General features: G+C 56.0%; 21 protein-coding genes and 1 riboswitch. Of the genes, 19 read left to right on the top strand and 2 right to left on the bottom strand.

Features of this window, described 5'->3' with window-relative positions:
- Positions 1–36: 36 nt before the first annotated feature.
- Positions 37–160: riboswitch (SAM riboswitch) on the top strand.
- A gap of 93 nt (positions 161–253) precedes the next feature.
- The 7 genes from metX (at position 254) to JJB07_RS10960 (ending at position 7,253) form a co-directional block, all read left to right on the top strand.
- Positions 254–1,306 (top strand): homoserine O-acetyltransferase MetX, encoded by a 1,053-nt coding sequence (gene metX / locus JJB07_RS10990; RefSeq protein WP_236588012.1) that lies wholly within the window; start codon positions 254–256, stop codon positions 1,304–1,306.
- A gap of 5 nt (positions 1,307–1,311) precedes the next feature.
- Positions 1,312–2,685, top strand: coding sequence for a homoserine dehydrogenase (locus JJB07_RS10985; RefSeq protein WP_201634914.1), 1,374 nt, complete (start codon positions 1,312–1,314; stop codon positions 2,683–2,685).
- A 352-nt stretch (positions 2,686–3,037) separates the two neighbouring features.
- Positions 3,038–3,649: a succinate dehydrogenase/fumarate reductase transmembrane subunit gene (locus tag JJB07_RS10980; RefSeq protein ID WP_201634912.1), complete on the top strand. Its 612-nt coding sequence runs from the start codon at positions 3,038–3,040 to the stop codon at positions 3,647–3,649.
- Positions 3,650–3,685: 36 nt separating this feature from the next.
- Entirely contained in the window at positions 3,686–5,464 is a 1,779-nt protein-coding gene (sdhA, locus tag JJB07_RS10975; RefSeq protein ID WP_201634910.1) for a succinate dehydrogenase flavoprotein subunit, read from the top strand.
- A gap of 28 nt (positions 5,465–5,492) precedes the next feature.
- Positions 5,493–6,242 (top strand): succinate dehydrogenase iron-sulfur subunit, encoded by a 750-nt coding sequence (gene sdhB, locus JJB07_RS10970; protein WP_201634908.1) that lies wholly within the window; start codon positions 5,493–5,495, stop codon positions 6,240–6,242.
- A gap of 218 nt (positions 6,243–6,460) precedes the next feature.
- Positions 6,461–6,865, top strand: a complete 405-nt coding sequence (locus JJB07_RS10965) for a chemotaxis protein CheX (protein WP_201634906.1) — start codon at positions 6,461–6,463, stop codon at positions 6,863–6,865.
- Between the two features lie 160 nt (positions 6,866–7,025).
- On the top strand, positions 7,026–7,253 hold the full coding sequence (locus JJB07_RS10960) for a helix-turn-helix domain-containing protein (RefSeq protein WP_038083164.1): 228 nt from the start codon (positions 7,026–7,028) through the stop codon (positions 7,251–7,253).
- Positions 7,254–7,310: 57 nt separating this feature from the next.
- On the opposite strand, the gene JJB07_RS10955 is transcribed toward JJB07_RS10960, so the two are convergent.
- Positions 7,311–9,044 carry a phytoene desaturase family protein gene (locus JJB07_RS10955; RefSeq protein ID WP_201634904.1) on the bottom strand — a complete coding sequence of 578 codons (1,734 nt, stop codon included), beginning with the start codon at positions 9,042–9,044 and terminating at the stop codon, positions 7,311–7,313.
- Between the two features lie 23 nt (positions 9,045–9,067).
- Entirely contained in the window at positions 9,068–10,807 is a 1,740-nt protein-coding gene (locus tag JJB07_RS10950) for a phytoene desaturase family protein (protein WP_201634902.1), read from the bottom strand.
- 381 nt (positions 10,808–11,188) lie between these two features.
- Here JJB07_RS10950 and JJB07_RS10945 point away from each other — a divergent pair, with 381 nt between their 5' ends.
- The 12 genes from JJB07_RS10945 to JJB07_RS10890 all read left to right on the top strand — a co-directional run bounded on the left by JJB07_RS10945 (position 11,189) and on the right by JJB07_RS10890 (position 23,956).
- Positions 11,189–11,605 carry an acyl-CoA thioesterase gene (locus JJB07_RS10945; RefSeq protein ID WP_201634900.1) on the top strand — a complete coding sequence of 139 codons (417 nt, stop codon included), beginning with the start codon at positions 11,189–11,191 and terminating at the stop codon, positions 11,603–11,605.
- Positions 11,602–12,552: an ACP S-malonyltransferase gene (locus tag JJB07_RS10940; protein WP_201634898.1), complete on the top strand. Its 951-nt coding sequence runs from the start codon at positions 11,602–11,604 to the stop codon at positions 12,550–12,552. Before JJB07_RS10945 ends, JJB07_RS10940 begins: the two co-directional genes overlap by 4 nt.
- 13 nt (positions 12,553–12,565) lie before the next feature.
- Entirely contained in the window at positions 12,566–13,309 is a 744-nt protein-coding gene (fabG, locus tag JJB07_RS10935) for a 3-oxoacyl-[acyl-carrier-protein] reductase (protein ID WP_347338340.1), read from the top strand.
- 43 nt (positions 13,310–13,352) lie between these two features.
- The gene (locus JJB07_RS10930; RefSeq protein ID WP_201634896.1) at positions 13,353–13,640 is read left to right on the top strand and encodes a phosphopantetheine-binding protein; all 288 of its coding nucleotides are present in this window, start codon (positions 13,353–13,355) and stop codon (positions 13,638–13,640) included.
- A 7-nt stretch (positions 13,641–13,647) separates the two neighbouring features.
- The gene (fabZ, locus tag JJB07_RS10925; protein WP_201634894.1) at positions 13,648–14,139 is read left to right on the top strand and encodes a 3-hydroxyacyl-ACP dehydratase FabZ; all 492 of its coding nucleotides are present in this window, start codon (positions 13,648–13,650) and stop codon (positions 14,137–14,139) included.
- A gap of 15 nt (positions 14,140–14,154) precedes the next feature.
- On the top strand, positions 14,155–17,376 hold the full coding sequence (locus JJB07_RS10920) for a GNAT family N-acetyltransferase (RefSeq protein WP_201634892.1): 3,222 nt from the start codon (positions 14,155–14,157) through the stop codon (positions 17,374–17,376).
- 19 nt (positions 17,377–17,395) lie between these two features.
- Entirely contained in the window at positions 17,396–18,493 is a 1,098-nt protein-coding gene (locus JJB07_RS10915) for an aminomethyltransferase family protein (RefSeq protein WP_201634890.1), read from the top strand.
- 21 nt (positions 18,494–18,514) lie between these two features.
- Positions 18,515–20,977, top strand: a complete 2,463-nt coding sequence (locus tag JJB07_RS10910; RefSeq protein WP_201634888.1) for a beta-ketoacyl-[acyl-carrier-protein] synthase family protein — start codon at positions 18,515–18,517, stop codon at positions 20,975–20,977.
- Positions 20,978–21,094: 117 nt separating this feature from the next.
- On the top strand, positions 21,095–22,273 hold the full coding sequence (locus tag JJB07_RS10905) for a sensor histidine kinase (protein WP_201634886.1): 1,179 nt from the start codon (positions 21,095–21,097) through the stop codon (positions 22,271–22,273).
- Positions 22,270–22,956 carry a response regulator gene (locus JJB07_RS10900; protein WP_201634884.1) on the top strand — a complete coding sequence of 229 codons (687 nt, stop codon included), beginning with the start codon at positions 22,270–22,272 and terminating at the stop codon, positions 22,954–22,956. Before JJB07_RS10905 ends, JJB07_RS10900 begins: the two co-directional genes overlap by 4 nt.
- Positions 22,957–23,056: 100 nt before the next feature.
- A complete protein-coding gene (locus JJB07_RS10895) occupies positions 23,057–23,410 on the top strand; it encodes a VOC family protein (protein ID WP_201634882.1) in 354 nt (117 codons plus the stop codon).
- Between the two features lie 66 nt (positions 23,411–23,476).
- Positions 23,477–23,956, top strand: a complete 480-nt coding sequence (locus JJB07_RS10890; RefSeq protein WP_201634880.1) for a ribonuclease FAU-1 family protein — start codon at positions 23,477–23,479, stop codon at positions 23,954–23,956.
- Positions 23,957–24,022 lie beyond the last annotated feature (66 nt).

Genomic DNA, 24,022 nt, shown 5'->3' with positions numbered 1-24,022 from the left:
AAGACTAGAAGTAAACAACAAAACCATAACGTGAAACTCTTATCGAGAGCGGCGGAGGGACTGGCCCGACGAAGCCCGGCAACCTCGTCTGTACACAACAGGCGAAGAGGTGCTAAATCCAGCAGACACGGCGTGTAGACGCCTGTCTGACAGATAAGAGGTGGACTGTACATACAGGACCTCCTCTTGTAATTCACAAGCAGGGGGTCTTTTTTATGCTCTCGAGAGAAAGGTTGGGATGAGGTTGACGGTGTTGGAGAAGTGTCGTACGAAGACGTTGGTGTTGCCTGAGTTCCGCTTGGAGAGCGGGGCGTTGTTGCGCGAAGTGAAGGTGTCGTATGAAGCGCACGGAACCTTGAACGAGACGGGGACGAATGCTGTCTTGGTCTGTCATGCGCTGACAGGAGACGCGCAGGCATCGCAATGGTGGAACGGCGTGGTTGGACCGAAGCAAGCGCTGGACACCGAGCGGTATTTTGTCATCTGCTCAAACGTGCTCGGCGGCTGCATCGGTTCAACGGGGCCGCAATCGGTGAACCCGGAGACGGGGCACCCTTACGGCAGTTCGTTTCCGACTGTGACGATTCGCGACATGGTTCACTTGCAACATCGGTTGCTGCAGGAACTCGGCGTTCCGAACTTGCACCTCGTCATCGGCGGTTCGATGGGCGGGCTGCAAGCGATCGAATGGGCGGTGACCTATCCATCGTTCGTGCGCCACTGCATCCCGATCGCCTCCGCTCAACAGCTCTCGGCGCTCGCCATCGCTTACAACGACGCGATGCGCACCGCGATCACCAACGACCCCGCCTGGAACGGAGGCGACTACTACGACGGTCCTGGCCCCCTGCAAGGCTTTGCCTTGGCACGCAAGATCGGTATGATTACCTACCGCTCCTATGAACTGTTCGAAGATCGCTTCGGGCGGGAGACGACACCGAACGCCGCTTCCTACCAGATCCAAAGCTACCTCGCCCACCACGGGCAGAAGTTGGTCAATCGATTCGATGCCGGCAGTTACCTCTGCTTGTTGAACGCAATGGACCATCACGACATCGGACGCGACCGTGGGGGCCTGCAGGAAGCCTTGCAGCGTATTACGGCAAACGTGCTGTGGGTTGGGATCGACAGTGACCGTTTGTACCCGTCAGTTGAACAGAGGGCCTGCTACGAGGCGTTGCTCCGAGCGGGCGTGAAGTGCGAGTATGCGGAAATCGCATCGGTGCATGGACACGATGCGTTTTTGATTGAAGCGGAGCAGACGTCGGAGACCGTAAAACGCTTTTTACAACGAGTGGAGGGATGATGAATATGACAGCAGAGAAAAAAGGCACGGTGCGCGTAGGAATTTTGGGCCTTGGCACGGTCGGCGGCGGTGTGTTCAAGACCCTCCACAGCAACCGGGAGACGATTCGAAAACGCACCGGGTACGAAGTGGAGGTCACGTCGATTCTCGTTCGCGACTTGGAAAAAGAGCGTCAGTTCGACATCGACGCAAGGCTGCTGACGCTTTATCCTGAAGATGTTTTGAACGCCGAATACGATGTGCTGATCGAAGTGATGGGCGGTCTGGAACCGGCGCGCACGGTGATCACGGAAGCCCTGCGCACCGGGCGCCACGTCATCACGGCGAACAAAGAACTGATGGCAAAACATGGTGCCGAATTGCTCGCCGTCGCCGAGCAAAGCGGTGCCCACCTGTTGTTTGAAGCGAGTGTTGCCGGGGGCATTCCGGTCATTCGCATGTTGCAGGGCTACTTGACGGCAAACCGTGTCAAGGGAATTTCCGGCATTCTGAACGGCACGTGCAACTACATTTTGACCGAGATGGGCAGCACGGGGCGCGAGTACGCCGACATCTTGGAAGACGCCAAAGCGCTCGGCTATGCAGAAGCCGATCCGACCTCAGACGTCGAGGGCTTCGATGCTGCTTACAAACTCGCGATCCTCACCAACCTCGCGTACGAAGCGGAAGTTGACCTCGCGCAGATCGAACGCGTGGGCATCACCTCTCTGCAAGCGGCCGATCTCGAACTGGCGGAACGCCTGGGCTACTCGATCAAACTGATCGGCAACGCGCGCGAGACAGACGATGGCTTGCAGCTCTCCGTACGCCCGCGCTTGTTGCCCAAAGCCCATCCGCTGGCGAACATCAACGACGTGTTCAACGCCGTCACGATCCAAGCGGACGTCGTGGGCGAGTTGACGTTCTCCGGTCGCGGGGCAGGGGAATTCCCGACGGCCAGCGCCGTGATCGAAGACTTGACCGCGCTGCTGTGCGGAGAGAGCTCCATTCGCCGTCCGTCGTGGAAACGCCGCATCTCAGGCGACGCCGGAGCGAAAAAAGCGCAAGGCAACGCTTGGTACTTGTCCTATTGTTGTCGCCCGGATGACGTGCAGGAAATCGAAGTGAAAGTGGTCGAAAGCCTGCTCACCCAAGGCGCGTTCCTCAATGCTCGCGGAGAAGTGGCACAAAAAAACGGTCTCGTGCGCCAAGGTTGGCTGGTAGGGGGCGTGTCGGAGCAGGAACTGCAACAAACTTTACAAACACTCTACAAAACAGGGGCAAATGAGCGTACAGCCGTGCTCCTGCCGGTTGAAGGGGAAATTGTACCGGGTGTAGAATGGAAGCAACAAGTTCCTTCGATTAACGAAGCGTTGCTTTCCGTTCGACATGCATGGTAGCACACCCGGCTGTCAGGTCATGCTACAGGAGCATGACCTTTCCTTTTGTGTCCCATACTAGGCATACTGTGGGAACCTGCAAATTCGTTGAAAGATTGTATTTGGCGGAGCAATTCGACAGTATACGTCGAATGGTGTCAAGGTATGTGTGACAGTTTCTTGACATGACTTCTGCCAAAACAGTACAATTTATAAAGCGTTAACAGGCCGCCGGAGCCCCTCCGGGAGGTCCATCAAAGGGGGGCGCATGATATCGGTTTCATTGGGAGCGTAAAATCGGGTATGTGATAGATTGCACGTACCGGGGAAGCACGGCCGTGTACACACGGCTATTTTCGGAAGGAGGATCTATGTGGCAAACAATCAAGTAAACCGAGACTTTCTGTTCCGTCGTTTGCACAGTCTGCTCGGGGTAGTACCTATCACTTTGTTCTTGTTCATCCATTTGACCATGAACGCATTCGCAACCAAAGGTGCAGAGGCGTTCAATGAAAAAGCGGGCATGTTGGAGAGCATGCCGTTCCTGCCGATCATCGAGTGGGTGTTCATTTTCTTGCCGCTCCTGTACCACGGCGTCTACGGCATGTATGTGGCGTACACCTCCGGGTACAACGGTTCCAAGTATTCTTGGGGCCGCAACGTGATGTTCACCCTGCAACGCGTTTCGGGTGTCATCACCTTCATCTTCATCCTGTACCATCTCTGGACTGCTAAGATCTTGCCGGATGGTCCGACGTATGACATGGTTCACCAGATCCTGACCAATCCGCTGCAATACGCTTTCATGATCATCGGTACCGTTTGTGCCGTCTTCCACCTTGCGAACGGCCTCTGGGGCTTCTTGATCCATTGGGGCGTCACTGTCGGCCCGCGTGCACAGCGCGTATCCGCATACGTGCTGATGGGCTTGTTCGTCGTGCTGTCCGCTGTCGGCGTGTCCGCACTGGTGGCATTCCACGGTTAATCGTCGTAGGCAATCGCACAGTTAGGAGGAAATGCAATGAGCAACCAACGCATCATCGTCGTCGGGGGCGGTCTGGCAGGCTTGATGGCAACCATCAAGTGCTGTGAAGACGGCATCCCGGTTGACTTGTTCTCGTTAGTACCTGTTAAACGTTCCCACTCAGTGTGCGCACAGGGTGGCATCAACGGCGCCGTCAACACCAAGGGTGAGGGTGACTCCCCGTGGGAACACTTTGACGACACCGTTTACGGTGGCGACTTCCTCGCCAACCAACCGCCGGTCAAAGCAATGTGTGACGCTGCGCCGGGCATCATCCACCTCATGGACCGTATGGGCGTTATGTTCAACCGTACTCCGGAAGGTCTGCTGGACTTCCGTCGTTTCGGCGGCACCCAATACCACCGTACCGCGTTCGCGGGCGCAACCACCGGCCAACAGTTGCTGTACGCGCTCGACGAGCAAGTGCGCCGTTTCGAGTCCCAAGGTCTCGTTCAAAAGTATGAAGGCTGGGAATTCCTCTCCGCAATCCTCGATGACGAAGGCGTTTGCCGCGGCATCACCGCACAGGACCTGCGTTCGATGGAAATCCAATCCTTCACCGGCGACGCTGTGATCATGGCAACCGGCGGCCCGGGCCTCGTGTTCGGCCGTTCCACCAACTCGATCATCAACACCGGTACCGCGGCATCCGCGCTCTACCAACAAGGTGTCAAATACGCGAACGGCGAGTTCATCCAGATTCACCCGACTGCGATCCCGGGCGACGACAAACTGCGTCTGATGTCCGAGTCCGCTCGTGGTGAAGGGGGTCGCGTCTGGACGTACAAGGACGGCAAACCGTGGTACTTCCTCGAAGAAAAATACCCGGCATACGGCAACCTCGTTCCGCGTGACATCGCAACTCGTGAGATCTTCTCCGTCTGCGTAGACCAAGGCCTCGGCATCAACGGCGAGAACATGGTGTACCTCGACGTGTCGCACATTCCGAAGGAAGTTCTCGACGTCAAACTTGGCGGGATCATGGAGATCTACGAGAAGTTTGCCGGCGACGACCCGCGCAAAGTCCCGATGAAGATCTTCCCGGCTGTCCACTATTCGATGGGCGGCATGTGGGTCGATTTCGTCGACGATCACAAGAACGGCCGTTACAACCAAATGACCAACATCCCGGGCCTCTTCGCAGCGGGCGAGTGCGAATACCAGTACCACGGTGCAAACCGTCTGGGCGCGAACTCCTTGCTCTCCGCGATCTTCGGCGGTATGGTCACCGGCCCGTCGGCTGTTAAGTACGCGAAAGGCCTCAAGAAGTCTTCCGCCGATCTCGACAAGTCTGTGTTCGAAACCGAACGCACCAAGCAAGAGCAGAAGTACGAGTCGATCCTCAAGATGGAGGGTACGGAGAACCCGTACGCGCTGCATCGTGAGCTCGGCCAAATCATGACCGACAACATGACCGTCGTTCGCTACAACGATCGCCTCAAGAAAACCGAAGAGAAGATCGTCGAACTGATGGAACGTTTCAAGAACATCGGCATGGCTGACAAGTCCCGTTGGGAGAACATGATGGCACCGTTCACCCGCCAACTGTGGAACATGCTTGAACTGGCACGGGCGATGACCGTCTCCGCACTGCTCCGTGACGAATCCCGCGGTGCGCACTACAAACCGGACTTCCCGGAACGTAACGACGAGCGCTATTTGAAGTCCTCCATCGCTTCTTGGACTCCGGACGGCCCGGTCGTTTCCTACGAAGAAGTCGATGTCTCCCTGATCGAGCCGCGTCTGCGCAACTACGCAGTCGACAAGCATTCCTAAGAAATAGAGTAGAAAGGAGGAGACAGAAATGAGCACAAAAGAAATTCACCTGATCATTGAACGCCAAGACCGTCAGGACGGCCAAGCCTACACGGAGGAATTCCGCGTTCCGTACCGTCCGAACATGAACGTCATCGCTTGCCTGATGGAGATTCAGCGCAGCCCGAAAAACTCTTCCGGCAAGGATGTTGCACCGGTCGCTTGGGAATCGAACTGCTTGGAAGAAATCTGCGGCGCTTGTATGATGGTCATCAACGGCAAGCCGCGCCAAGCTTGCTCCGCGCTGATTGACCAACTGGAGCAACCGATCCGTTTGAAGCCGGCTCGCACCTTCCCGGTTGTCCGTGACCTCGTCATCGACCGTTCCCGCATGTTCAAGGCTCTGCAACGCGTCAAGGCATGGGTGCCGATCGACGGTACCTACGACCTCGGTGCCGGCCCGCGCATGGCAGAACGTGAACGTCAATGGGCGTACGAGCTCTCCAAGTGCTTCACCTGCGGCGCTTGCGTCGAAGCGTGCCCGAACGTCAACGAACGCACCAAGTTCATCGGTCCGTTCGCGATCTCGCAAGCTCGTCTCTTCAACACGCACCCGACCGGTGAGATGCACAAGGAAGACCGTTTCGAAGCTCTGATGGGCGAAGGCGGCATCCATGAATGCGGCAACTCGCAAAACTGTGTGCAGGTTTGCCCGAAAGGCATCCCGCTCACCACGTCGATTGCAGCGATGAACAAGGCGGTTAACCGCCACGCAATCTCTTCTTGGTTGAAACGCTAGACCCGCGAGAGACTTACACCGAAGACCACCTGCCGCTCGCCGACAGGTGGTCTTTTTTAGAGTCAAGTCTTGTCGAAAACTCTCGTTTAGCTTATAATGATAAAATAAGTGTCCTTCATAAATAAGTGTTACGTGAGCATGAGCAAAAGGGGATGTGGTACTCCATGCACGCACAGATCATAGTTCCGTTTCTTGAGTCCGCCCAACAGGTCCTCCAGATGATGACACCTGCAGCAATGAATCCGGGAACGGTGACACCGGCGACCCCCGACCTTCATTCGCATCATGTATGGATTCGTATCGATTTGAAGGGTCACATGGACGGTCAAGTCGCGTTCGGTCTCTCGCCGGAGATGGCGATCAAGATCGCTTCTGCGATGATGGGCGGTTTTGAATTGAGCGCATTTGACGAGATGAGCCAGAGCGCTGTTGCTGAATTGGCCAACATGATTTCGGGCAACGCTTGTATGCAACTGTCCAACAGTGGGATGAACTTCGACATCACGCCGCCGCAAGTGCAGGTAGGCGATACCATCACTCAACCGGCTGGGGAGATTGCGTACGTTGTTCCGCTTGAACTGCAAGAGATGGGCATCATGGAGATCAAGTTGCTCGTGGGGTAAGGTATGTACAGATGCATTGCGAAAGGTCTTTCTCGTGGAAGGCCTTTTTTTGTTGACCATCCCGTCCCAAACCCGCACCGTTAGGCACCCCCTCCACATAAGATAACCTGACTGAATCCCTAGACCTTGACTTCATGACCCGAGCAAGGAGGGATCGAGAGTGACAGCGGGCAAGGACACGCGAGGAAAATCCCTACTCACCATTCGTGAACGAGAAGTCTTCGAACTTCTCGTTCAAGACAAGACGACCAAGGAAATCGCTGACCAACTGTTTATCAGCGAGAAGACGGTCCGCAACCACATTAGCAATGTGATGAAAAAGCTGAACGTCAAAGGACGCTCGCAAGCAGTGGTCGAGTTGGTGCGACTCGGGGAATTGCAGATCTGACTGCCGCTCTCCACAAAAAAAGACCGTTGAGATCTCACGATCTCGACGGTCTTTTTTTTATTTCACAGCGGCTGCTTGGCGTGCTTCGAAGTGCGGTTTGATCGCATCGGCGGCGAAACCACCGGAGATCAGAACGGCTTCTACACCGGCGCCCAAGTGGCCCGCGCCGCAGATGAAGAGGCCCGGCATCGGGGTCTTGGTTTTCGGGAATTCGTTCTTGCGATCCGGCTTCGTGCCGTAAACAGAGCCTTGGTAGGTGCGGATGTAGCGGGAAGCCGATTTCGGTGTGGAAATTTCGTAGGAGACCATGTTGTCAGCCGTTTCGGCGTCGATCTCGCGGACGATTTCCATGAAGAGTTCGCCGAGCTTCTCTTTGAGCTTTGCGTATTCTTCCGGGCTCATGTTGTTGTAGTAGTCGAGGTCTGCTTTGGCGACCAAGTTGAGGGTGATGCCGCCTTCGCCTTCCGGGAACAGGGACGGATCGTGGGCCGGAGACGAGAAGTAGGCGCAACGGACGAAGGTGAGACCGTACTCTTTGAGTTCTTTCGGCTCTTTGAAGTAGTAGGTGACCATCGCTTTGTGCGGGAACGGTTTTTTCATGAAGCCTTGGAAGATGTACGCAGAAGCGGACGGCTTCAGTCCTTTGACGAGCTCTTGGTATTCTTCGCTCAGGTGTTCCAGACCCAGCAGCGATTCAAACGTCATGCGGGTGTCGGCGTTGGAGACGACGATCGGTGCGTAGAAATTGCCTTTGCTGGTTTCGACGCCTGCGATCTTGCCGTCTTCCACGAGGAACTTTTTGACGGAGGTGTTGACCATGATCTTGCCGCCGTACTCTTGGAATTTGGTGATGAAGGCGTTCGCGAGTTGAGAAGAGCCGCCTTTGATGCGGAAACCGCCGATGATGAAGTAGCCGAGCAACGGGAGCATGTCCGAGGTCGGGGTGTTCTCGTTGGCGTCACCGATGAAGTGGGAGAGCATGGAGACTTCCTTTTTCAGCATCGGGTCTTTTAGGTATTCGTCCATGAATTCACCCCAGGTGGTGTTCATGAGGTGGTAGTTGTGCGGGTGAATCTGCGCGTACGACATGACTTCTTCTTCGGTCGGCATGCGCGGGGTGAGGCGGTCGGATTCGAAGAAGGAGTATTTCTCGACGTATGCTTTTTCTGCGAAGTCGAAGAATCCGCGGATGCCTTCTGCCTCTTGCGGGTAGCGCGAGCAGAGGCTGTCGACCCAGCCTTCGAGCGTGTTCGGGAGTTCCCAGTAGTGACCGCCGTAGGAGAAGTGGAACTCGGTTTTCAAGAACTCGAGTTCCTTCCACAGATCGTGGCGGGTCAGGAAGTGGTTGACCGCACCCAACGGGCCGAGACCGGAGACGGATTCGACACCGGCTTCGATGATATACTTGCCTTTGCGGTTGTACGTGTGGGTTGCACCGCCGTAGACGGAGTGGCCTTCGAGCATCAGCACTTTCGCGCCTGCTTGTGCCAATTCAACACCGACCGTCATGCCGCCGACGCCGGAGCCGACGATGATTACGTCGTATTGGTCTTCGGCTTGGGGTGCTTCCGGCAATACGGTCAGTTCCCATTCGGTTTCCGGCGGTTGGCCGGTTTCCAAGAATTTTTGCATCGCGGAGTAGGTTTCGGTGTAGACTTCCTCGATGATTTTCACTTGTTCTTCAGAACCTTCCGGGAAAGAAGCGATCAATTCCAGTGCTTTTTCCAGACGGGTGTCGCCGGAGAACGTGGCGACTTGGCGGATAAACTCCAATTGTTCAGAAATTTGCATTCGTGGAACCTCCTCGTGTCAGATTACTTCACAGCCGCTTCACGGCGGGCTTCGAAGTGGGATTTAACTTTCTCAGACGCATAGCCGCCGGAGATGACAACGGCTTCCACACCCGGTCCGTGTACGCCGGCACCGCAGAGGTACAGGCCTTGAATCGGAGCGTTGGTGTTCGGGAACTTGCGGTCTTTGTCAAAGCGGATGTTGTAGATCGAGCCTTGGTACGTGCGCAGGTATTGACGCGCAGTTTTCGGCGTGGAGATTTCGAACCACAGCAGGTGGTCGGCCATGTCCGGGTCGATTTTGCGCAGGAGTTTCATGAACACGCCGTCGAGTTTTTCTTTGAGTTCTGCGTATTCTTCCTTGCTCATCGCAGCGAACTTGTCCGCATCCGCCGGGTAGTTCAAGTTGATCGTCAGTTGACCTTCGCCATCCGGCAACAGTTCCGGGTCGTGGGTCCCTGCCGAAACGTAGGAGCAACGGCCGATGGTCATGCCGATTTCCGGCGCTTCAACCGGCTCATCGAAGTAGTAGGTGACGATCGCATCGGTCGGGAACGGCTTGGAGAAGACTCCTTGGAAGATAAACGCCGACATCGACGGTTCGAGGGTTGCGACTTTGGCTTGGTAGTCTTCGGTGAGGTTTTCGAGGCCGACGAGGTTTTCATAGAGCAGGCGCGGGTCGACGTTGGAGATGACAATCGGCGCGTAGAACGTGCCTTTTTCCGTCTCAACGCCCTTGGCGACGCCGTTTTCGATGATCACTTTGTTGACGGTGACGGAGTGGCGTGCAACACCGCCGTACTCACGGAATTTGCTGATCAACGCGTTGGCGAGTTTCGCCGAACCGCCCTTGATGCGGTAGCCGCCGACGATGAAGTAGCCGAGCAACGGCAGCATGTCCGACGTCGGGGTGTCTTCGTTGCGGTCGCCGATGAAGTGCGTGAGCAACGAGACTTCCTTGCGCAGCGCCGGGTCTTTCAAGTACTCGCCCATGAACTCACCCCAAGTGGTGGTCATCAGACGGTAGTTGTTCGGATGGAGCTGTGCGTATGACATCTTCTCTTCGTCGGTAGGCGGGCGAGGCGTGATGCGGTCCGGCTCGAAGAAGGAGTATTTTTCCTCATAAGCTGTGATAGCGGTTTGGAAGAACGGGCGGATGCCTTCCGCATCGTTCGGGTAGCGCTGGCAGAGGTCTTCGATCCAATCTTCCAGCGTGTTCGGGATGGCGACATAGCGCGAACCCATACGGAAGTGGAAGCTCGTTTTCAGAAGTTCGATGTCATTCCACAGGTCATGGCGCTTCAGGAAATGGTTGACAGAACCGAGATGGCCGAGGCCGGAGACCGTTTCCACCCCTGCGTCGAAGGTGTATTTGCCTTTGCGCATGTAGTTGTGAGCCGCGCCCCCGAAGGTATAGTGCGCTTCGAGAATCAGCACTTTCGCACCCGCAGATGCGAGTTCGAGACCGGCGGTGAGACCACCCATGCCGGAACCGATGATGATGACGTCATACTGGTCGTCGCCCTCCGGGGCTTGCGGCAGAATGGTCGGCTCCCATTCAAGTTCCGGAGCAGATGCTTGGCTGTAGCCGTTCATCGCTTCTTTCACTTGACGGTACACTTCCGCGACCATGCCTTTTTGTTGGGGAGAACCCGCCGGCATGAGTTGAATCATCGACAGTGCAGCTTTCAAGCGAGCGTCGCCGGTCAATTCTGCGGCTTGCTTCAGGAATTCAATCTGTTCCAGCAGTTGATCCTTAGACATTCCATGACCTCCTAGAGATGTGGGGGTTTTTTTGAAAAACTATCAGGTTGTAGATTTTACTAATAAGCAGAATTTACAACCTGTAATAAACTTGACTTCGCGGTTCAATATAACATAAAAGACTTCTCTGTGTAAATGTGTTTGATTAAAAATGGCGTAACTTTGTTTTATTTGTTGCTTGCTTTTCGCTCTTCATTGTAGGAATACCAAGGGTTGAGTAGTTTCGAAATGTTCGTAACTGCAGGTGATTATTTTGTAACTATGGGTATTGTAAATCATAATTCCAATTTTGTTTCATCGTATTGAAGTTTAATTGTTTGTATGATACAACTACGGATATGGTAATGTAAAATATCCTAAACAACGGTCGGGGTGAACTTCATGAAATGGGTGAAAACAGAGCTGGACGTGCGCTACGTGGAATGTGACCCAATGAACGTGGTTCACCACTCCAACTATCTCGTATGGTTTGAGATCGGGAGGATCGCATTGGCTGGGGAAGCCGGCATCGACTTTTCGCGATTGTCAGAAGAGATTTACTTGCCGGTCATCGACTTCCGATGCCAACTCAAAGACTCTGCACGCTTCGGCCAGACCGTGGTCGTGGAGACGGCTCTCGAGCGGCCGACCAAAGCTCTCTTGGAGTTCAAATACCGTGTCTATCGCAAACAAGGCCGCCAATTGCTGGCGACCGGAGAAACTCGACACGCGATGACCTCGTCCGCCGGGCAACTGATCGTCCGCATCCCGGAAGAGGTGCAACAAAAAATTGATAACTTTCTCGGAGGGATCGTATGAAGACGGCGTTTATCTTCCCGGGACAAGGCACGCAAGCGGTCGGTATGGGCCGCGACTTCACTTCGCGCCATCCGGCTGTGTTCGGACCGCTTTTTGAAGAAGCGAACGACATCCTGGGTTTTGATTTGAAAAAGCTCTGCTTCCAAGGGCCGATTGAGGAGCTGACAGACACGTCAGTTGCACAATCGGCGATTTATACCGTCAGCGTGGGCGTTCATCGCCTGTTGACAAATGAAGGTTTCCGCCCGGATATCGTCGCCGGATTGAGCCTTGGTCAATTCGCCGCCATCGCCGCTTCCGGAGCGATGACGTTCCAAGATGGTCTCCAAATCGTCAAACGACGCGGCAAGTTGATGTCGGAAGTGAAACGCCAAGGAGACATGGTCGCTGTCATCACTCTCAATGAAGAGACGATGGACCAAGTCAAGGAAGTTGTCGCCCTTCGCGGTGGCAACATCGGGGTCGACAACTCGCCGACGCAGCTCGTGCTCTCGGGTGAGGCCGAAACCATGAAGGCGTTGTTCGAAGAACTGGGCACGATCACCGGTGTGAAACCGCGTATGCTGCGCGTCTCGCAAGCGTTCCACTCCGATCTGATGATCGAGATGGAAGACGATCTGATGGAGTATGTGGCACAGTTCCCGCTCAAGAAGCCGGATACCCCGATCATCTTGAACTGCGGCGCGCAAGTCGAAGATTCGCTTCAAGGCATCATCGACGACATCCGCGGCCAATGCACCAAGACTGTGCAATGGCGCAAAACGGTGGACAAGCTGGCGGAACTCGGCGTCGAAACGCTGGTGGAAGTTGGGGCAAGCCGCACGCTGGTCGGGCTGATGAAAGCATGGCCGCAGCACAAATGGACGCTGTGTACAACCGATTCGACTTCCAACTACATGCGGACGGTCAAAACGTTGAAAACGCAAGCGGGAGTTCTCAAAGGGTAAGGGGGAGCAGAGAGTGGTTCAAGAGCGTATCGCAGTTGTCACAGGCGGCTCGCGCGGGATTGGCCGAGCGATCGTCAAAGATTTGGCACAGCAAGGCGCAACCGTTGTCTTCACCTTCAACGGAAACCAAGCGAAAGCCGAAGAGACCGTGCAAGAGATCATCGCCGAGGGCGGCATGGCCGTCGCGATCAAGTGCGACGTTTCCAAAGAGAAGGAAGTCAAAGATCTGTTCAAGGAAGTCCGTACTCGCTTTGGCAAGCTGGACATCCTCGTCAACAACGCAGGGGTGACCAACGACGGCTTTGTCGCAATGATGAGTGAAGCGAAGTTCGAAGACGTGGTAAAAGTCAATCTCGGCGGCACGTTCCTCACCACTCGTGAAGCTGTGAAGTTGATGATGAAGCAAAAGTCGGGCGCCATCGTCAACCTCGCCTCGACGAGCGGCATCTCCGGCAACAAAGCGCAAACGAACTACGCTGCATCCAAGGGCGGCATTATCGCCTTCACCAAAGCGCTGGCTCAAGAAGTGGCGGAACACAACATACGCGCCAACGTCGTGGCTCCGGGTTTCATTGAAACCGACATGACCAAAGGCATGGACCAAGGCGTTCTGAACAAAATGTTGGAACTGATTCCGCTGCGCCGTATCGGCAAGCCGGAAGACATCGCATACCTGACCACGTTTTTATGCTCTGACCGCGCCTCCTACATCACCGGCAAGGTGTATACGGTAGACGGCGGCCTGGTCAATGGCTGATTCATACATCCACTACATTTATTGAAGAGAGGGCGAAAAAGAGATGTTGCTGACCTATGCATCCGTAAAAGAACAGGCGGAGAAACGCCGTGAACTGACCAACCGAATCAAGGCGATCATCGTAGATCGTCTGAGCCTCGACATCGAGCCGGAACTGATCACCGACGACCAACCGCTGTTCGGTCGTGGCTTGGGCCTCGACTCCATCGACGCGCTGGAATTGACCGTCTGCATCGAAGACGAGTTCGGTGTCACGCTGTACGACGACAACATGGAAGTTTTGGGCTCGATCAACAAACTCGCTGACTATATCACGGAGAACATGGAGTGATCTCACTGTGAAAACGATTATGAACGCGGATGAGATCCGCAACCTGATCCCGCACCGCTGGCCGTTCCTGCTCTTGGACCGCGTCGTGGAACTCGATCCGGGCAAGAGCGGTACGGGTTTGAAAAACGTCACCGTTTCCGAGCCGTACTTCCAAGGCCACTTCCCGAGCGAATCGATCATGCCGGGCGTCCTCATCATCGAGTCGCTCGCTCAATTGATCGCCGTCGTCTCGGGCACCGGAGCGATTGAAGAAGCGAAAGCGGCCGGCGTCACCGAAGCGCTCGATCCCGCCGGGCTCGTGGGCTATCTCGTTTCCATCCGTGACATCAAATTCATGCGTCCGGTTGTGCCGGGCGATCAATTGGAGTTGAAAGTCTCGTTTGGCCGTTCCGTCGGTCTGCTGACGATGGTCAAAGTCGCTGCATACGTGGGCAAGGACAAAGTCGTCGAAGGTACGATCTCTGTCTCCAAGCGTCCGGATGCGGGCGAAGAAGCGTAAGGGGTGAGAGGTTCTATGTCTACGGCGTCGCCCTCCGAAACCACCGCGCAGGACCGCATCGGGATTCGCCCCTGCGGTCGGGAAGAAGCGGCGCGCATCGCCGCGTTCATGAACCAGTTTGCGTTTCACAACCGGGTCGGCTCGGGCACGACACCGCCCGGTGAAATTTTACAAGCGAGCGATGTCGAGCGCTTTTTTGACGAACAAAACATCGCGCTGTTCATGGTCATGGAGTATGACCAAGACATCATCGGCATCCTCTATTTCGCCAACCGCAACATCCAGATGATGTGCGAAGACAACGCGATTTTTGCCGTCGAGTTGCTGATTCATCCCGAATACCGCCAAGGTCCGCTGACCGGTCGCTTTTTCTCCGACGCGGCGGTGCGCCTGTTGCAGATGGGGTACGACTACATCGACGCAACGGTGTACATGACCAACCAATCGGCCCTTGCGCTCTACAAGCGCATCGGGATGTACCGCAGCGGTCTGGAATACATGGTCAACGACGGCCAGATCAAGTTGCGCAGTTACTTGCCGTACTTGATCAAATACGTGCGCGAAGGCTTGAAGCACGTCCGCCAAGACATCAACGAGCGGTTCGCGCAAGTCGGCTGGAAGGGCATGGTAGGTTCTGACAACGTCCGCAGCGGCGAGGAAGACGCACTGCATGTCCACGGCATGCGCGTGATGGAGAACAAATTCCAGTTCGGGGACCGCAAGTACACGTTCTGGCTGGACCTGCGCACGGAAAAAGTCGTCATGATCGACTCCCCGTACGTTCGCTTCTTCCACCACGTGGTGGATTCGCCGCAACTCGTGGTCGGACAGCAAGGCGCCGTTCGCTTCGAGTGCCAGAACTTGTCGGAGGAGACCGCCACGGTGAAGTTTCGCACGACGCTGGGTGGCGAAGAGATGATCTACCACAACGGTCTCTCCGAACGCGAACTGGCTCCGGGTGAGAGTATCACGTGGGACGAACCGCTCTGCTTCGGCACGCCGGGAGATGTCTCTCTGCGCACGGAGTTGGAGTTTGACGTCATCCATTTTGACTTCGAGACTTTGGTAGAAGTTCGCCCGCAAGTCTCGATTGAGAACGGCGGCGGCTCGATCCTCAGCGGTGAAGCGTTGGAAGGAAGCCTCCTGCTGACGAACCACACCGCACGTGAGATTGAAGGGCTGCTCTTGCTCGACAACCTCGAACCCAACCATGTACTGCTCGCGAGTGCTTCTACCGCTCAAGTGGTGCTGCCGGCGGGTGAACAGGTGCAAGTTCCGCTGCATGTGACCGGTTTGCGCACAGGTCTCGGCCGTTTGCAAGCACGACTTTTCGCCAAAGAAGGCGGAGAGTGCGGCTCACAAGAACTGCAAATTCCGGTGACAGCTCCGCAAAAACCGGTGCGCTATGCCACCGGAAACCGTGAAGTTCTCGACAGTGCGTGGCTTTCCGTGCAAGTCGACACCCGCACAGGTAACCTGCATCTCTACGACCGCCAAACTGGGCAAGAGTTGGTGCAAGAAGCGTGGCCGGACCTCGGCTTCCCGTTCCAAAACGGCATCCGCGAGTCGGGAACCCGCTCCTTGGAGTGGATGGACGATACACACGGAGCAGCACTTCTCATCAAGGAAACCCGCGCAGACGGCAGAACGCTCGTCCGCAGAATCTCCTTCACCGAAGACCGCCAAGTGCGCATCGAAGACTATACACCGGACCAACATCCGCTCAAGATCTATCCGTTCTGTCTCCTGCGCGACACATCGGTCTCCGTTCCGCTTCAAGGCGGTACGATTCACAGCACGGTGCTTGACTCCGTGTTCCCGTACGGCATGCTCGACTACGAATGGGTCAACGATCTTGAATTCCCATCGGACCCCGATGCATACGCCGCGAACTGGACGGCGTTTGACAGTGCGGAGAGCACCGTCGGGATGCTCTGGCACGGGGATGTGCGCAGCGTTCATTACGGCATGCGCTTCATGCCGGCGCTGACCTTCCACGGTCGCCCGAGCGGCAAGGGGGGCAAGACGTTTTGGAAGACCCAACCGCCTGTGGCCGTTCACTCCTACGTCCTCGGCTACGGCGGCGCTCGCGAAGTCGAACGCCTCTGGCAAGCACAATCGGGTCACACGGCTCCGACGCTTCCGACGTACGACCGCGTGGAACTGAATCTCCTCTCGCCGTCGCTTCTCCCAAGCGACGCCGCGCTGCACACTCTGCGCGCCGAAGTCAGTTCCCGCCTCTTGAAAAAAGTCGACGGCACGCTCACGCTGCGTCTCCCCGCGCTGAACCACGCGCAAAGCGTGAAACTCGACGGCATCCAAGCGGATGCACCTCAAGAAGTGCTGTTCGAACTCCCGGACCTCGCAGGCTTGTCCATCCTCGACGGCGTGCTGGCGTTTGAAAATGACACACGCGGCCTGAACGTGGAGAAATCGTTCGCCCTCACCGTCGTCCCGACGGAGAGCACCGTCCACGTACAAACGAAAAAATCCGGCGGGGCCGAAGTCTACGAGATCGACAATGGCGTGTTGACGGTCACTGTAGCTCCGCACTTCCAAGGCGCCATCACGAGCTTGAAGTACAACCGCCTCGAGACCGTGAGTTCCAATTACCCGAAACTCAAAAACCACGGGACGAACTACAACGCACCGTGCGGGTTCCATCCGCAATGGATGGACCAAGCGGTAGACCCGATCCGCCACGGGGTGCTGTTCTATGACATCCACCAGCAGGCGTTCACAGGGGAGCCGGTCGAGCGTGAAGAGAGCGGTCAGACCTGGCAAGGGGTGCATTTGAACTCCGACCGTTACGAAGTGGACTATCTGGTACTGCCGGGCAGCCCGCTTCTGCGCATGGAGATGCGCGCCGCAGACACCGCCGCCCTGCACGAAGCGGTAAACTTCGGCTGGCAACTGTTCTGGAACGGACATGGCGAGAAGAAAACGGCGAAGACCGTTCATTATTGGAATCATGTGGGCCACCACCAACTCACCGAATCGCGCAATTCCCGCCGTGTCTACGGCGAAGCGCGGACGGTGCTGGAACTGGGCAAAGGCATCTACGCCGCCGCTTGGTCCCCGCAGGACGATGCGTTCCTGACCGTGATCGAGATGGCGGACAAAGGCTTGCAACTGGCGATGGTCCAACGAGATGTGCAACAAACCCATACGATCTACGTGGCTTTCTGTGAATCGAAGGAAGACGCGATGCGCTTTTTACAACTTTCGGAACAGTAAGAGAGGAGAAACAACACTCATGAAAACCTCCATCCTGACCCAAGCAACCCAGGCAAACGGCAACTTGATCGAAGTAGGGGGCCACGCGGTCGTCGCAACGTACACCACCGAGGGCGAAGAGTACGACGCACTCCGCAACGGCATTGGCATCTACGACTTGTCGGCAGTCGGCAAGTTCGAAGTCGGCGGCGATGAGCACGTCAACTTCTTGAACGAACTGGTTACCAAGGACATCGAGTTCCTCGACGTTGAAAAATCGATTTTCACCCTGCTTCTGAACGAGGAAGGCAACGTCATCGACGCGGTCACTTTGCACAAAAAGGAAGAAAGCATCATCATCGAAACCTCCGTCAACGGCCGCGATGCGGTCGGCGCATGGCTGCAAGAGCGCAAGACGGACGAAGTGGAAATCACCGACCTCTCCGATGACTACGCGCTGATCGCATTCGAAGGCCCGTACTCTTGGAAAGCAGCGGCTTCCCTGATCGATTACGACATTTCCCTGCTCCCGTTCCAAGCGTTCGTCGCAACGGAAATCGAAGGCTCTGAAGCGCTGTTGTTCCGCAACGGTGTAACCGGTGAATACGGCTACAAAGTTCTGCTCGCAAACGATGCGGCAGTTGCACTGTGGGAGAAACTTGTGGCTCATGATGCGGCTTCCTACCCGGTGAAAGCGGTCGGACACAGCACGCTGGAAATCGCAATGCTCGAAGTTCGCCAGCCGAACGTACTGGTCGAAACCGAAGGCCTGAACGTGTTCGAATCGTCTCTGGAATGGGTGGTTTCCTTCTATAAGGAAAACTTCGTCGGCCGTGACGCGCTCGATGCGAAGCGTGGCGACGGCGTCAACCGCCGCATCGTCGGTTTCTCGATCGAAGAAGGCGAACTGAGCGAGCAAGACTCTGTCGTCCTCGAAGATGAGACGATCGGCACCGTGCTCCAAGTTCGCAACTCCGGCGCACTGGGCAAGAAACTCGGCCTTGCATTGGTCGACGAACTGTTCGCTGTCTCCGGTATCGCACTGCAAGCACAAAACCAAGCAGGTGAGCGTGTGACGATCAACACCATCTCCTCTCCGTACATCCTGCCGAAGTCCTGGGCGATCAAAATCGCATAAGAACGGAGGGTCAGTGAACTCATGTCCAACTACAAAGACCGCGTCGTCGTAACTGGCATCGGGATTATCTGCGCCAACGGCAAAAACGTCGAAGAATTCTGGCGCAACGTCACGGACAACAAAAGCGGAATTCGCTTGGTGTCCACGATCCCGATGTCCGGGATCAACACGGAATATGCAGGCGAAATCGACGGGTACAACCCGGACGATCACTTCGCTCCCAAAGAAGCCGAAAAGTACGACATCGCGGGTCAGCTCTCGATCATCGCTGCCCGCGAAGCGGCTCAAGTTGCCAAGTATGACCTCGCTGCAAGCGATCCGTACCGTGTCGGGGTCATCCTCGGCACGTCGCTTGGCGGCATGCGCAGCGGCGAGCAATTCCACGAACAATGGGTGAAGGAAGGCATCGAAAACGCCGACCCGAGCTTGCTCTACAACTACGTCATCCACATTCCGGTGGACAGCGTTTCCCACTACATGAAACTTAAAGGGCCGAAAAGCGTCATCTCCAACGCTTGCGCAGCGGGGACGAACTCCATCGGCTACGCGGCAGACATCATCCGCAGCGGCAAAGCGGACGCGATGTTCGCAGGCGGGGTTGACCCGCTCTGCCGTCTGTCGATGAGCGGCTTCAACACGCTGGGCGCTCTTGCACCGGAACCGTGCGCTCCGTTCTCTAAGTCGAATGGCTTGAACATCGGTGAAGGCGCGGGCGTGTTGCTCCTCGAACGCATGGATCTCGCTCTTGAACGAGGGGCTACGATCCTCGGTGAAGTGCTCAGCTACGCGCTGTCGGCGGATGCGTACCACATCACCGCTCCGGACCCAGCAGGTGCGGGCGGCATGCGCTCGATGCGCCGTACGTTGGAAAAAGCGGCCCTCCCTGAAACCGCGGTTGACTATGTCAACGGTCACGGCACCGGGACGAACGCCAACGACTCTTCGGAGCCAATCGGTGTGCGCACGCTGTTCGGTCATGATGTGCCGGTGTCCTCGACCAAGTCGATGATCGGTCATATGTTGGGTGCGGCGGGTGCATCGGAGGGCGTTATCTCCGTCCTCGCGATCAACGATTCGTTCATTCCGGCGACGATCAACTTCGACCATGAAGCGGACAAGTTCAAAGAACTCGACTTCGTGCGCGACACAGGACGCACCAAGGAACTCGACACCGTCATGTCCAACTCCTTCGCGTTTGGCGGCAACAACGCGTCGCTCTTGCTCGGAAAATTCAAGCAAGACCGCGAAGTTCCGGCAGTCCCGGCGAAAAAACGCGCGCTGATCACCGGCCTGGGCGCACTGGCGGGCAACTCTGCGAATGCGGAAGAATTGTTCGCGAAGTTCCAAGCGGGAGAGAACACGTTCTCGGCGATTGAGAACTTTGACACCGAGCGTTACGTTTCCACGCATGGTGCGCAAATCCCGGAAGTGCCGTACCGCAAATTGGTCAATCCGGCTCTGTTGCGCCGCATGGACGACCTCGGCAAGCAAGCGACCGCCGTCACCAAGATGGCACTCGACGATGCAAAACTGAAGATCGACAGCAAAAATTCGGAGCGCGTCGGCGTCCTGTTCGCCACGGGCACGGGTCCGCTGAAAACGGTCGAAGCGTTCAATCGCACTGTGATCTTGAAAGGGGCGGAAGCGGCGGAAGCCCTGCTGTTCCCGAACACCGTCATGAACGCAGCGGCTGGGCACATCTGCTTGAACTTCAAGATCAAAGGCCCGACCACAACGATCACTTCGGGAGGCACGGCCGGGATCAACGCCCTGTTCTATGCCACCCAACTGATCCAGTACGGCGATGCGGACGCTGTCATCGTCGTCACGGGCGATGAATTTAATGAAACGATGGTCGCGGGTCACTCCCGCGTGCCGGGGTACTTGACCGCCGGCAACTCCTCGAAGCCGTTTGGCGCGGGGCTGGACGGCACCGTGCTCGGTGAAGCATGCGTGGCCTTCGTCGTCGAGAGCGAAGAGTCGGCGCTGGCTCGCGGCGCGAAAGTTTACGGCGAACTCAAAGGATTCGGTCTGACCTCCGACTCCTCGGGACCTGCGCGCGTCAGTCGCAAAGGGGAAGAGTGGGCGAAGTCGTTCGAATTGGCAGTCCAAGAAGCGGGCCTGACCTTTGACCAAGTCGACTATGTCGCGGCATCGGCAAGCGGAAATCGCGTGTTCGATACGGCGGAAGCGCGTGCTCTGCGCCAAGTCATTGGCAACAAAGCACCTGTCTCCGCTCCGAAAGGCTACTTCGGGGAAGCGCTCGCGTCCTCCGGGATGCTTGGCGCACTCAGCGCACTGTATGCGATTGAGCGAAACAACATCCCGCAGATTCCGGGTGTGGAGCAAGCATTCTCTGAAGCAGAAGGTCTCGACCTCGTGATCGGCAGCAACCGTGAGAGGGCTGTCCAACATGCGCTTGTTTCTTCCTTCTCCTTCGGCGGGAACTATCAATCGCTTGTCATCGGTCGTTACGAAAAGTAAACTATAGAGTTTTAATATCACTATTCTCCTCTTGCACCCGTTTTGTTAAAATAGGTGAAAGAGGAGTTTTTTTCTGAGAAGTTTGCGGAGTTTGTGTTTCCGAAGGAGGAGTCCGTTTTGACCCGCACCCTGTCGTCGATGTCGTTGCTCAGTTGGACACGCATCGCCATGTTGGTTGGCATCGCTGCCAGCTACTTGTTCACCAATGAGGGTCTCACGGAAGATCAGCGTCGGTTTATCGAGATCGGGATGATGCTGTTTGCAGTGAACCATGTGTTGTACATGGTGTATCCCAAGCGATTTGTCTGGATGTTCACCGCCGATCTGTTGCTTGCGTTTGCATTCGGCGTGGTCGTCGACCCGGAGGACCACACCTATCTGCTGTTCTATGGCATCCAGAGCATGACGTTGATGCTCTACACCTCGAAGCGAAAAGCGATGCTCTGGTGGTGGTTTGGTTCGGTCACGGTGATCTGGGCGTTGTTCGTCGGAGTGGAATACATGCAAGTCCACGAAGTGAAGCTGTTTGGCAACCTCTTCAACTATGGATTTTTCGTCTTTGCAAGCCTTGTTGGTTGGTTGATTCGCTACTACCAAGATTCGCGCCAGCAGTTCGCGATGCTCTATGAAGAATTGAAAGCCTACGCACAGCAAGTCGAGGAAATGACGGCGGTGCGTGAACGCAACCATATTGCGCGGGAAATACACGACACCGTCGGTCACAAGATGACAGCGTTGCTCGTTCAATTGCAAGCTGGGCGCAAATTATTGGAACGAGACCGTGAGCAAAGTTATGAAACGCTCTTGCGCTGTGAAGAATTGGCGAGGTCTGCTTTGCAAGAAGTTCGGCTCTCGGTTCGAACTCTGCACGTCGAGAAACAGGCTCCCACAGTGGTGGATTCCTTGCGCCGCTTAATGTCAGAGTTCTCTAAAATGACGGGGCTTGACGCGACACTTGTCGTACAGGGCGACGTCACCCAGATTTCCGACTCTTGGAAGCCGGCGATCTATCGAATCGTGCAGGAGGCGTTGACCAACGCCAAGCGGCACGGTGACGCGCGCAAGGCAAGCGTCGGGCTGATCGGTACGGAGCAAGAAGTACGGCTGGTGATCGAGGACGATGGTGTCGGGAGCGCTGACGTGCAGCCGGGATTTGGACTGATCAACATGCGTGACCGTGTGACGGAGTTAGGCGGCACCGTAGAATTCAGCAGTGAAGTGGGGGGCGGGTTCCGTATCGAGGTGCAGTTCCCGTTGCAACAACAAGTGTGGAGATTTGGAGGAACAACCGCATGATTCGGGTAATGGTAGTCGATGATCAGCGCTTGATGCGCGATGGGTTGAAGACGATTCTAAGCTTAGAGGATGAGCTGGAAGTCGTTGGGGCGGCAAGCGATGGTAAGCAAGCGTTCGAGATGGCGATGGAACTTCGCCCGGACGTCGTGCTGATGGACATCCGTATGCCGAGTGTGGACGGCGTGACAGGCACTCGCTTAATTCGGGAGCAGTTACCGGATACGAAAGTGTTGATTCTGACCACGTTTAACGACAGCGAGTTGATCTTTGAAGCGCTGGATGAGGGCGCGAGCGGCTATTTGCTCAAAGAGATGCCGACCGAGGAAATCGTCTCCGCCATTCATACGGTACACGGCGGGGGGATGATTCTCCCGCCGGACATCACGGCCCAAGTGGTCTCGGAGCTCAAGCGTGTCCGTGAACAATACGCGCTGACACAAGACCCGGCGAAGCAGTCTGTGGAACCGCCGTTGTTGGACGAGTTGACCGAGCGTGAGCGGGAGGTGTTGCGGCTCTTGGGGTACGGGCTGAACAACAAGGAAATTGCCGACCGTCTCGCAATCACAGAGGGGACGACCAAGAATCACGTCTCCAGCATCATTTCCAAACTGCGTTTGCGCGACCGCACGCAAGCTGCCATCTACGCGGTTCGGCACGGGCTGACACCGCTTGAGGTTACTTGATTGTAGAAAAAGACGGGGGGCTATGTGCTCCCGGTCTTTTTTTTCTGGAAATGTTGTGCTATTCTGAAACTAAATTTTGCCAATAAAGGGGTCAAACAACATGTCTCAACTCTTCGAGCGTATCGATACAGTATTCCTGCAAGTCAAAACCCTCGATGAAGCGATTCCGTGGTACCAAGAGAACCTCGGGTTTGAATTGCGTTGGCGTCAGGGCGGGCACGCTTGCATGAATGTGGCGGAAACGCCGTTGACTTTGTGGGAGACTCCGTCGGGCGAAGCGCATACGCCGCATCCGTATCTTGCTTTCAATTTCTATATCAAAGACTTGGAAGCGTGTGAGCGCCACTTGCAAGAACGCGGCGTGCAGACCGAACCGATCCTCGACCACGGCGTCGTGAAAACACTCGACTTTTTCGACAACAGCGGCAATCGCTTGTCCGTTTGTTCGTGGTAGTTGCGTATGAAGCGCAAATACTCAGACTTTCGAAAAAGCAGGCGTGTTCTTGAAAAGCGGTTCACAATGCGCGAAGTGGAGGCGGACGGCTTTCGCGGGCGGGTTTCCCTGCTGCATATGGACAGAGTGGCGGAACCGTTCATCTGGAAATACAACTGCGGCTCTCCACTGAAATTGATGGCGAGCGGGTACCAATGGATGGATCATCTGCCGTTTGACGGGCACTATGTATTGAACACGGTGTTCAACGAGGACGGGCAGATCGTTCAATGGTACATCGACATCATGAAACAACACGGACTCACCGATGACGGAGTGCCGTGGTATGACGACCTCTATTTGGATCTCGTCGTGCTTCCGACCGGAGAGGTGTTCCTGCTCGACGAAGATGAGTTGGACGAAGCTCTTCGAGACGGTGTCATCACGCAGGAGGATTATGATCTCGCGTGGCGCGAAACTCGGCGTCTGCAAGCCGAGATTGCGGCCGGCACGTTCCCGAACCCAAAATGGGCCGAGCATCGTCATCTCCTCCTCGGGACACAATAGGGGCACGGGCACTGATCCTTTTTTGAGAAAAAATCCCTTTGGCCTTGCTTGGCCGGGGATTTTTAT

Origin of the sequence: Tumebacillus amylolyticus (assembly GCF_016722965.1) — a bacterium.
Taxonomy (GTDB): domain Bacteria; phylum Bacillota; class Bacilli; order Tumebacillales; family Tumebacillaceae; genus Tumebacillus; species Tumebacillus amylolyticus.
Note: the sequence above shows the minus strand (reverse complement) of the source record. Positions and strands in the feature narration are given on the sequence as shown.

Coding starts and splice junctions, on each gene's coding strand:
- JJB07_RS10985 (WP_201634914.1), top strand. CDS start 1,312: ATGACAGCAGAGAAAAAAGGCACGGTGCGCGTAGGAATTTTGGGCCTT.
- sdhA (WP_201634910.1), top strand. CDS start 3,686: ATGAGCAACCAACGCATCATCGTCGTCGGGGGCGGTCTGGCAGGCTTG.
- sdhB (WP_201634908.1), top strand. CDS start 5,493: ATGAGCACAAAAGAAATTCACCTGATCATTGAACGCCAAGACCGTCAG.
- JJB07_RS10965 (WP_201634906.1), top strand. CDS start 6,461: ATGATGACACCTGCAGCAATGAATCCGGGAACGGTGACACCGGCGACC.
- JJB07_RS10955 (WP_201634904.1), bottom strand. CDS start 9,044: ATGCAAATTTCTGAACAATTGGAGTTTATCCGCCAAGTCGCCACGTTC.
- JJB07_RS10950 (WP_201634902.1), bottom strand. CDS start 10,807: ATGTCTAAGGATCAACTGCTGGAACAGATTGAATTCCTGAAGCAAGCC.
- JJB07_RS10945 (WP_201634900.1), top strand. CDS start 11,189: ATGAAATGGGTGAAAACAGAGCTGGACGTGCGCTACGTGGAATGTGAC.
- JJB07_RS10940 (WP_201634898.1), top strand. CDS start 11,602: ATGAAGACGGCGTTTATCTTCCCGGGACAAGGCACGCAAGCGGTCGGT.
- JJB07_RS10930 (WP_201634896.1), top strand. CDS start 13,353: ATGTTGCTGACCTATGCATCCGTAAAAGAACAGGCGGAGAAACGCCGT.
- JJB07_RS10920 (WP_201634892.1), top strand. CDS start 14,155: ATGTCTACGGCGTCGCCCTCCGAAACCACCGCGCAGGACCGCATCGGG.
- JJB07_RS10915 (WP_201634890.1), top strand. CDS start 17,396: ATGAAAACCTCCATCCTGACCCAAGCAACCCAGGCAAACGGCAACTTG.
- JJB07_RS10910 (WP_201634888.1), top strand. CDS start 18,515: ATGTCCAACTACAAAGACCGCGTCGTCGTAACTGGCATCGGGATTATC.
- JJB07_RS10900 (WP_201634884.1), top strand. CDS start 22,270: ATGATTCGGGTAATGGTAGTCGATGATCAGCGCTTGATGCGCGATGGG.
- JJB07_RS10895 (WP_201634882.1), top strand. CDS start 23,057: ATGTCTCAACTCTTCGAGCGTATCGATACAGTATTCCTGCAAGTCAAA.
- JJB07_RS10890 (WP_201634880.1), top strand. CDS start 23,477: ATGCGCGAAGTGGAGGCGGACGGCTTTCGCGGGCGGGTTTCCCTGCTG.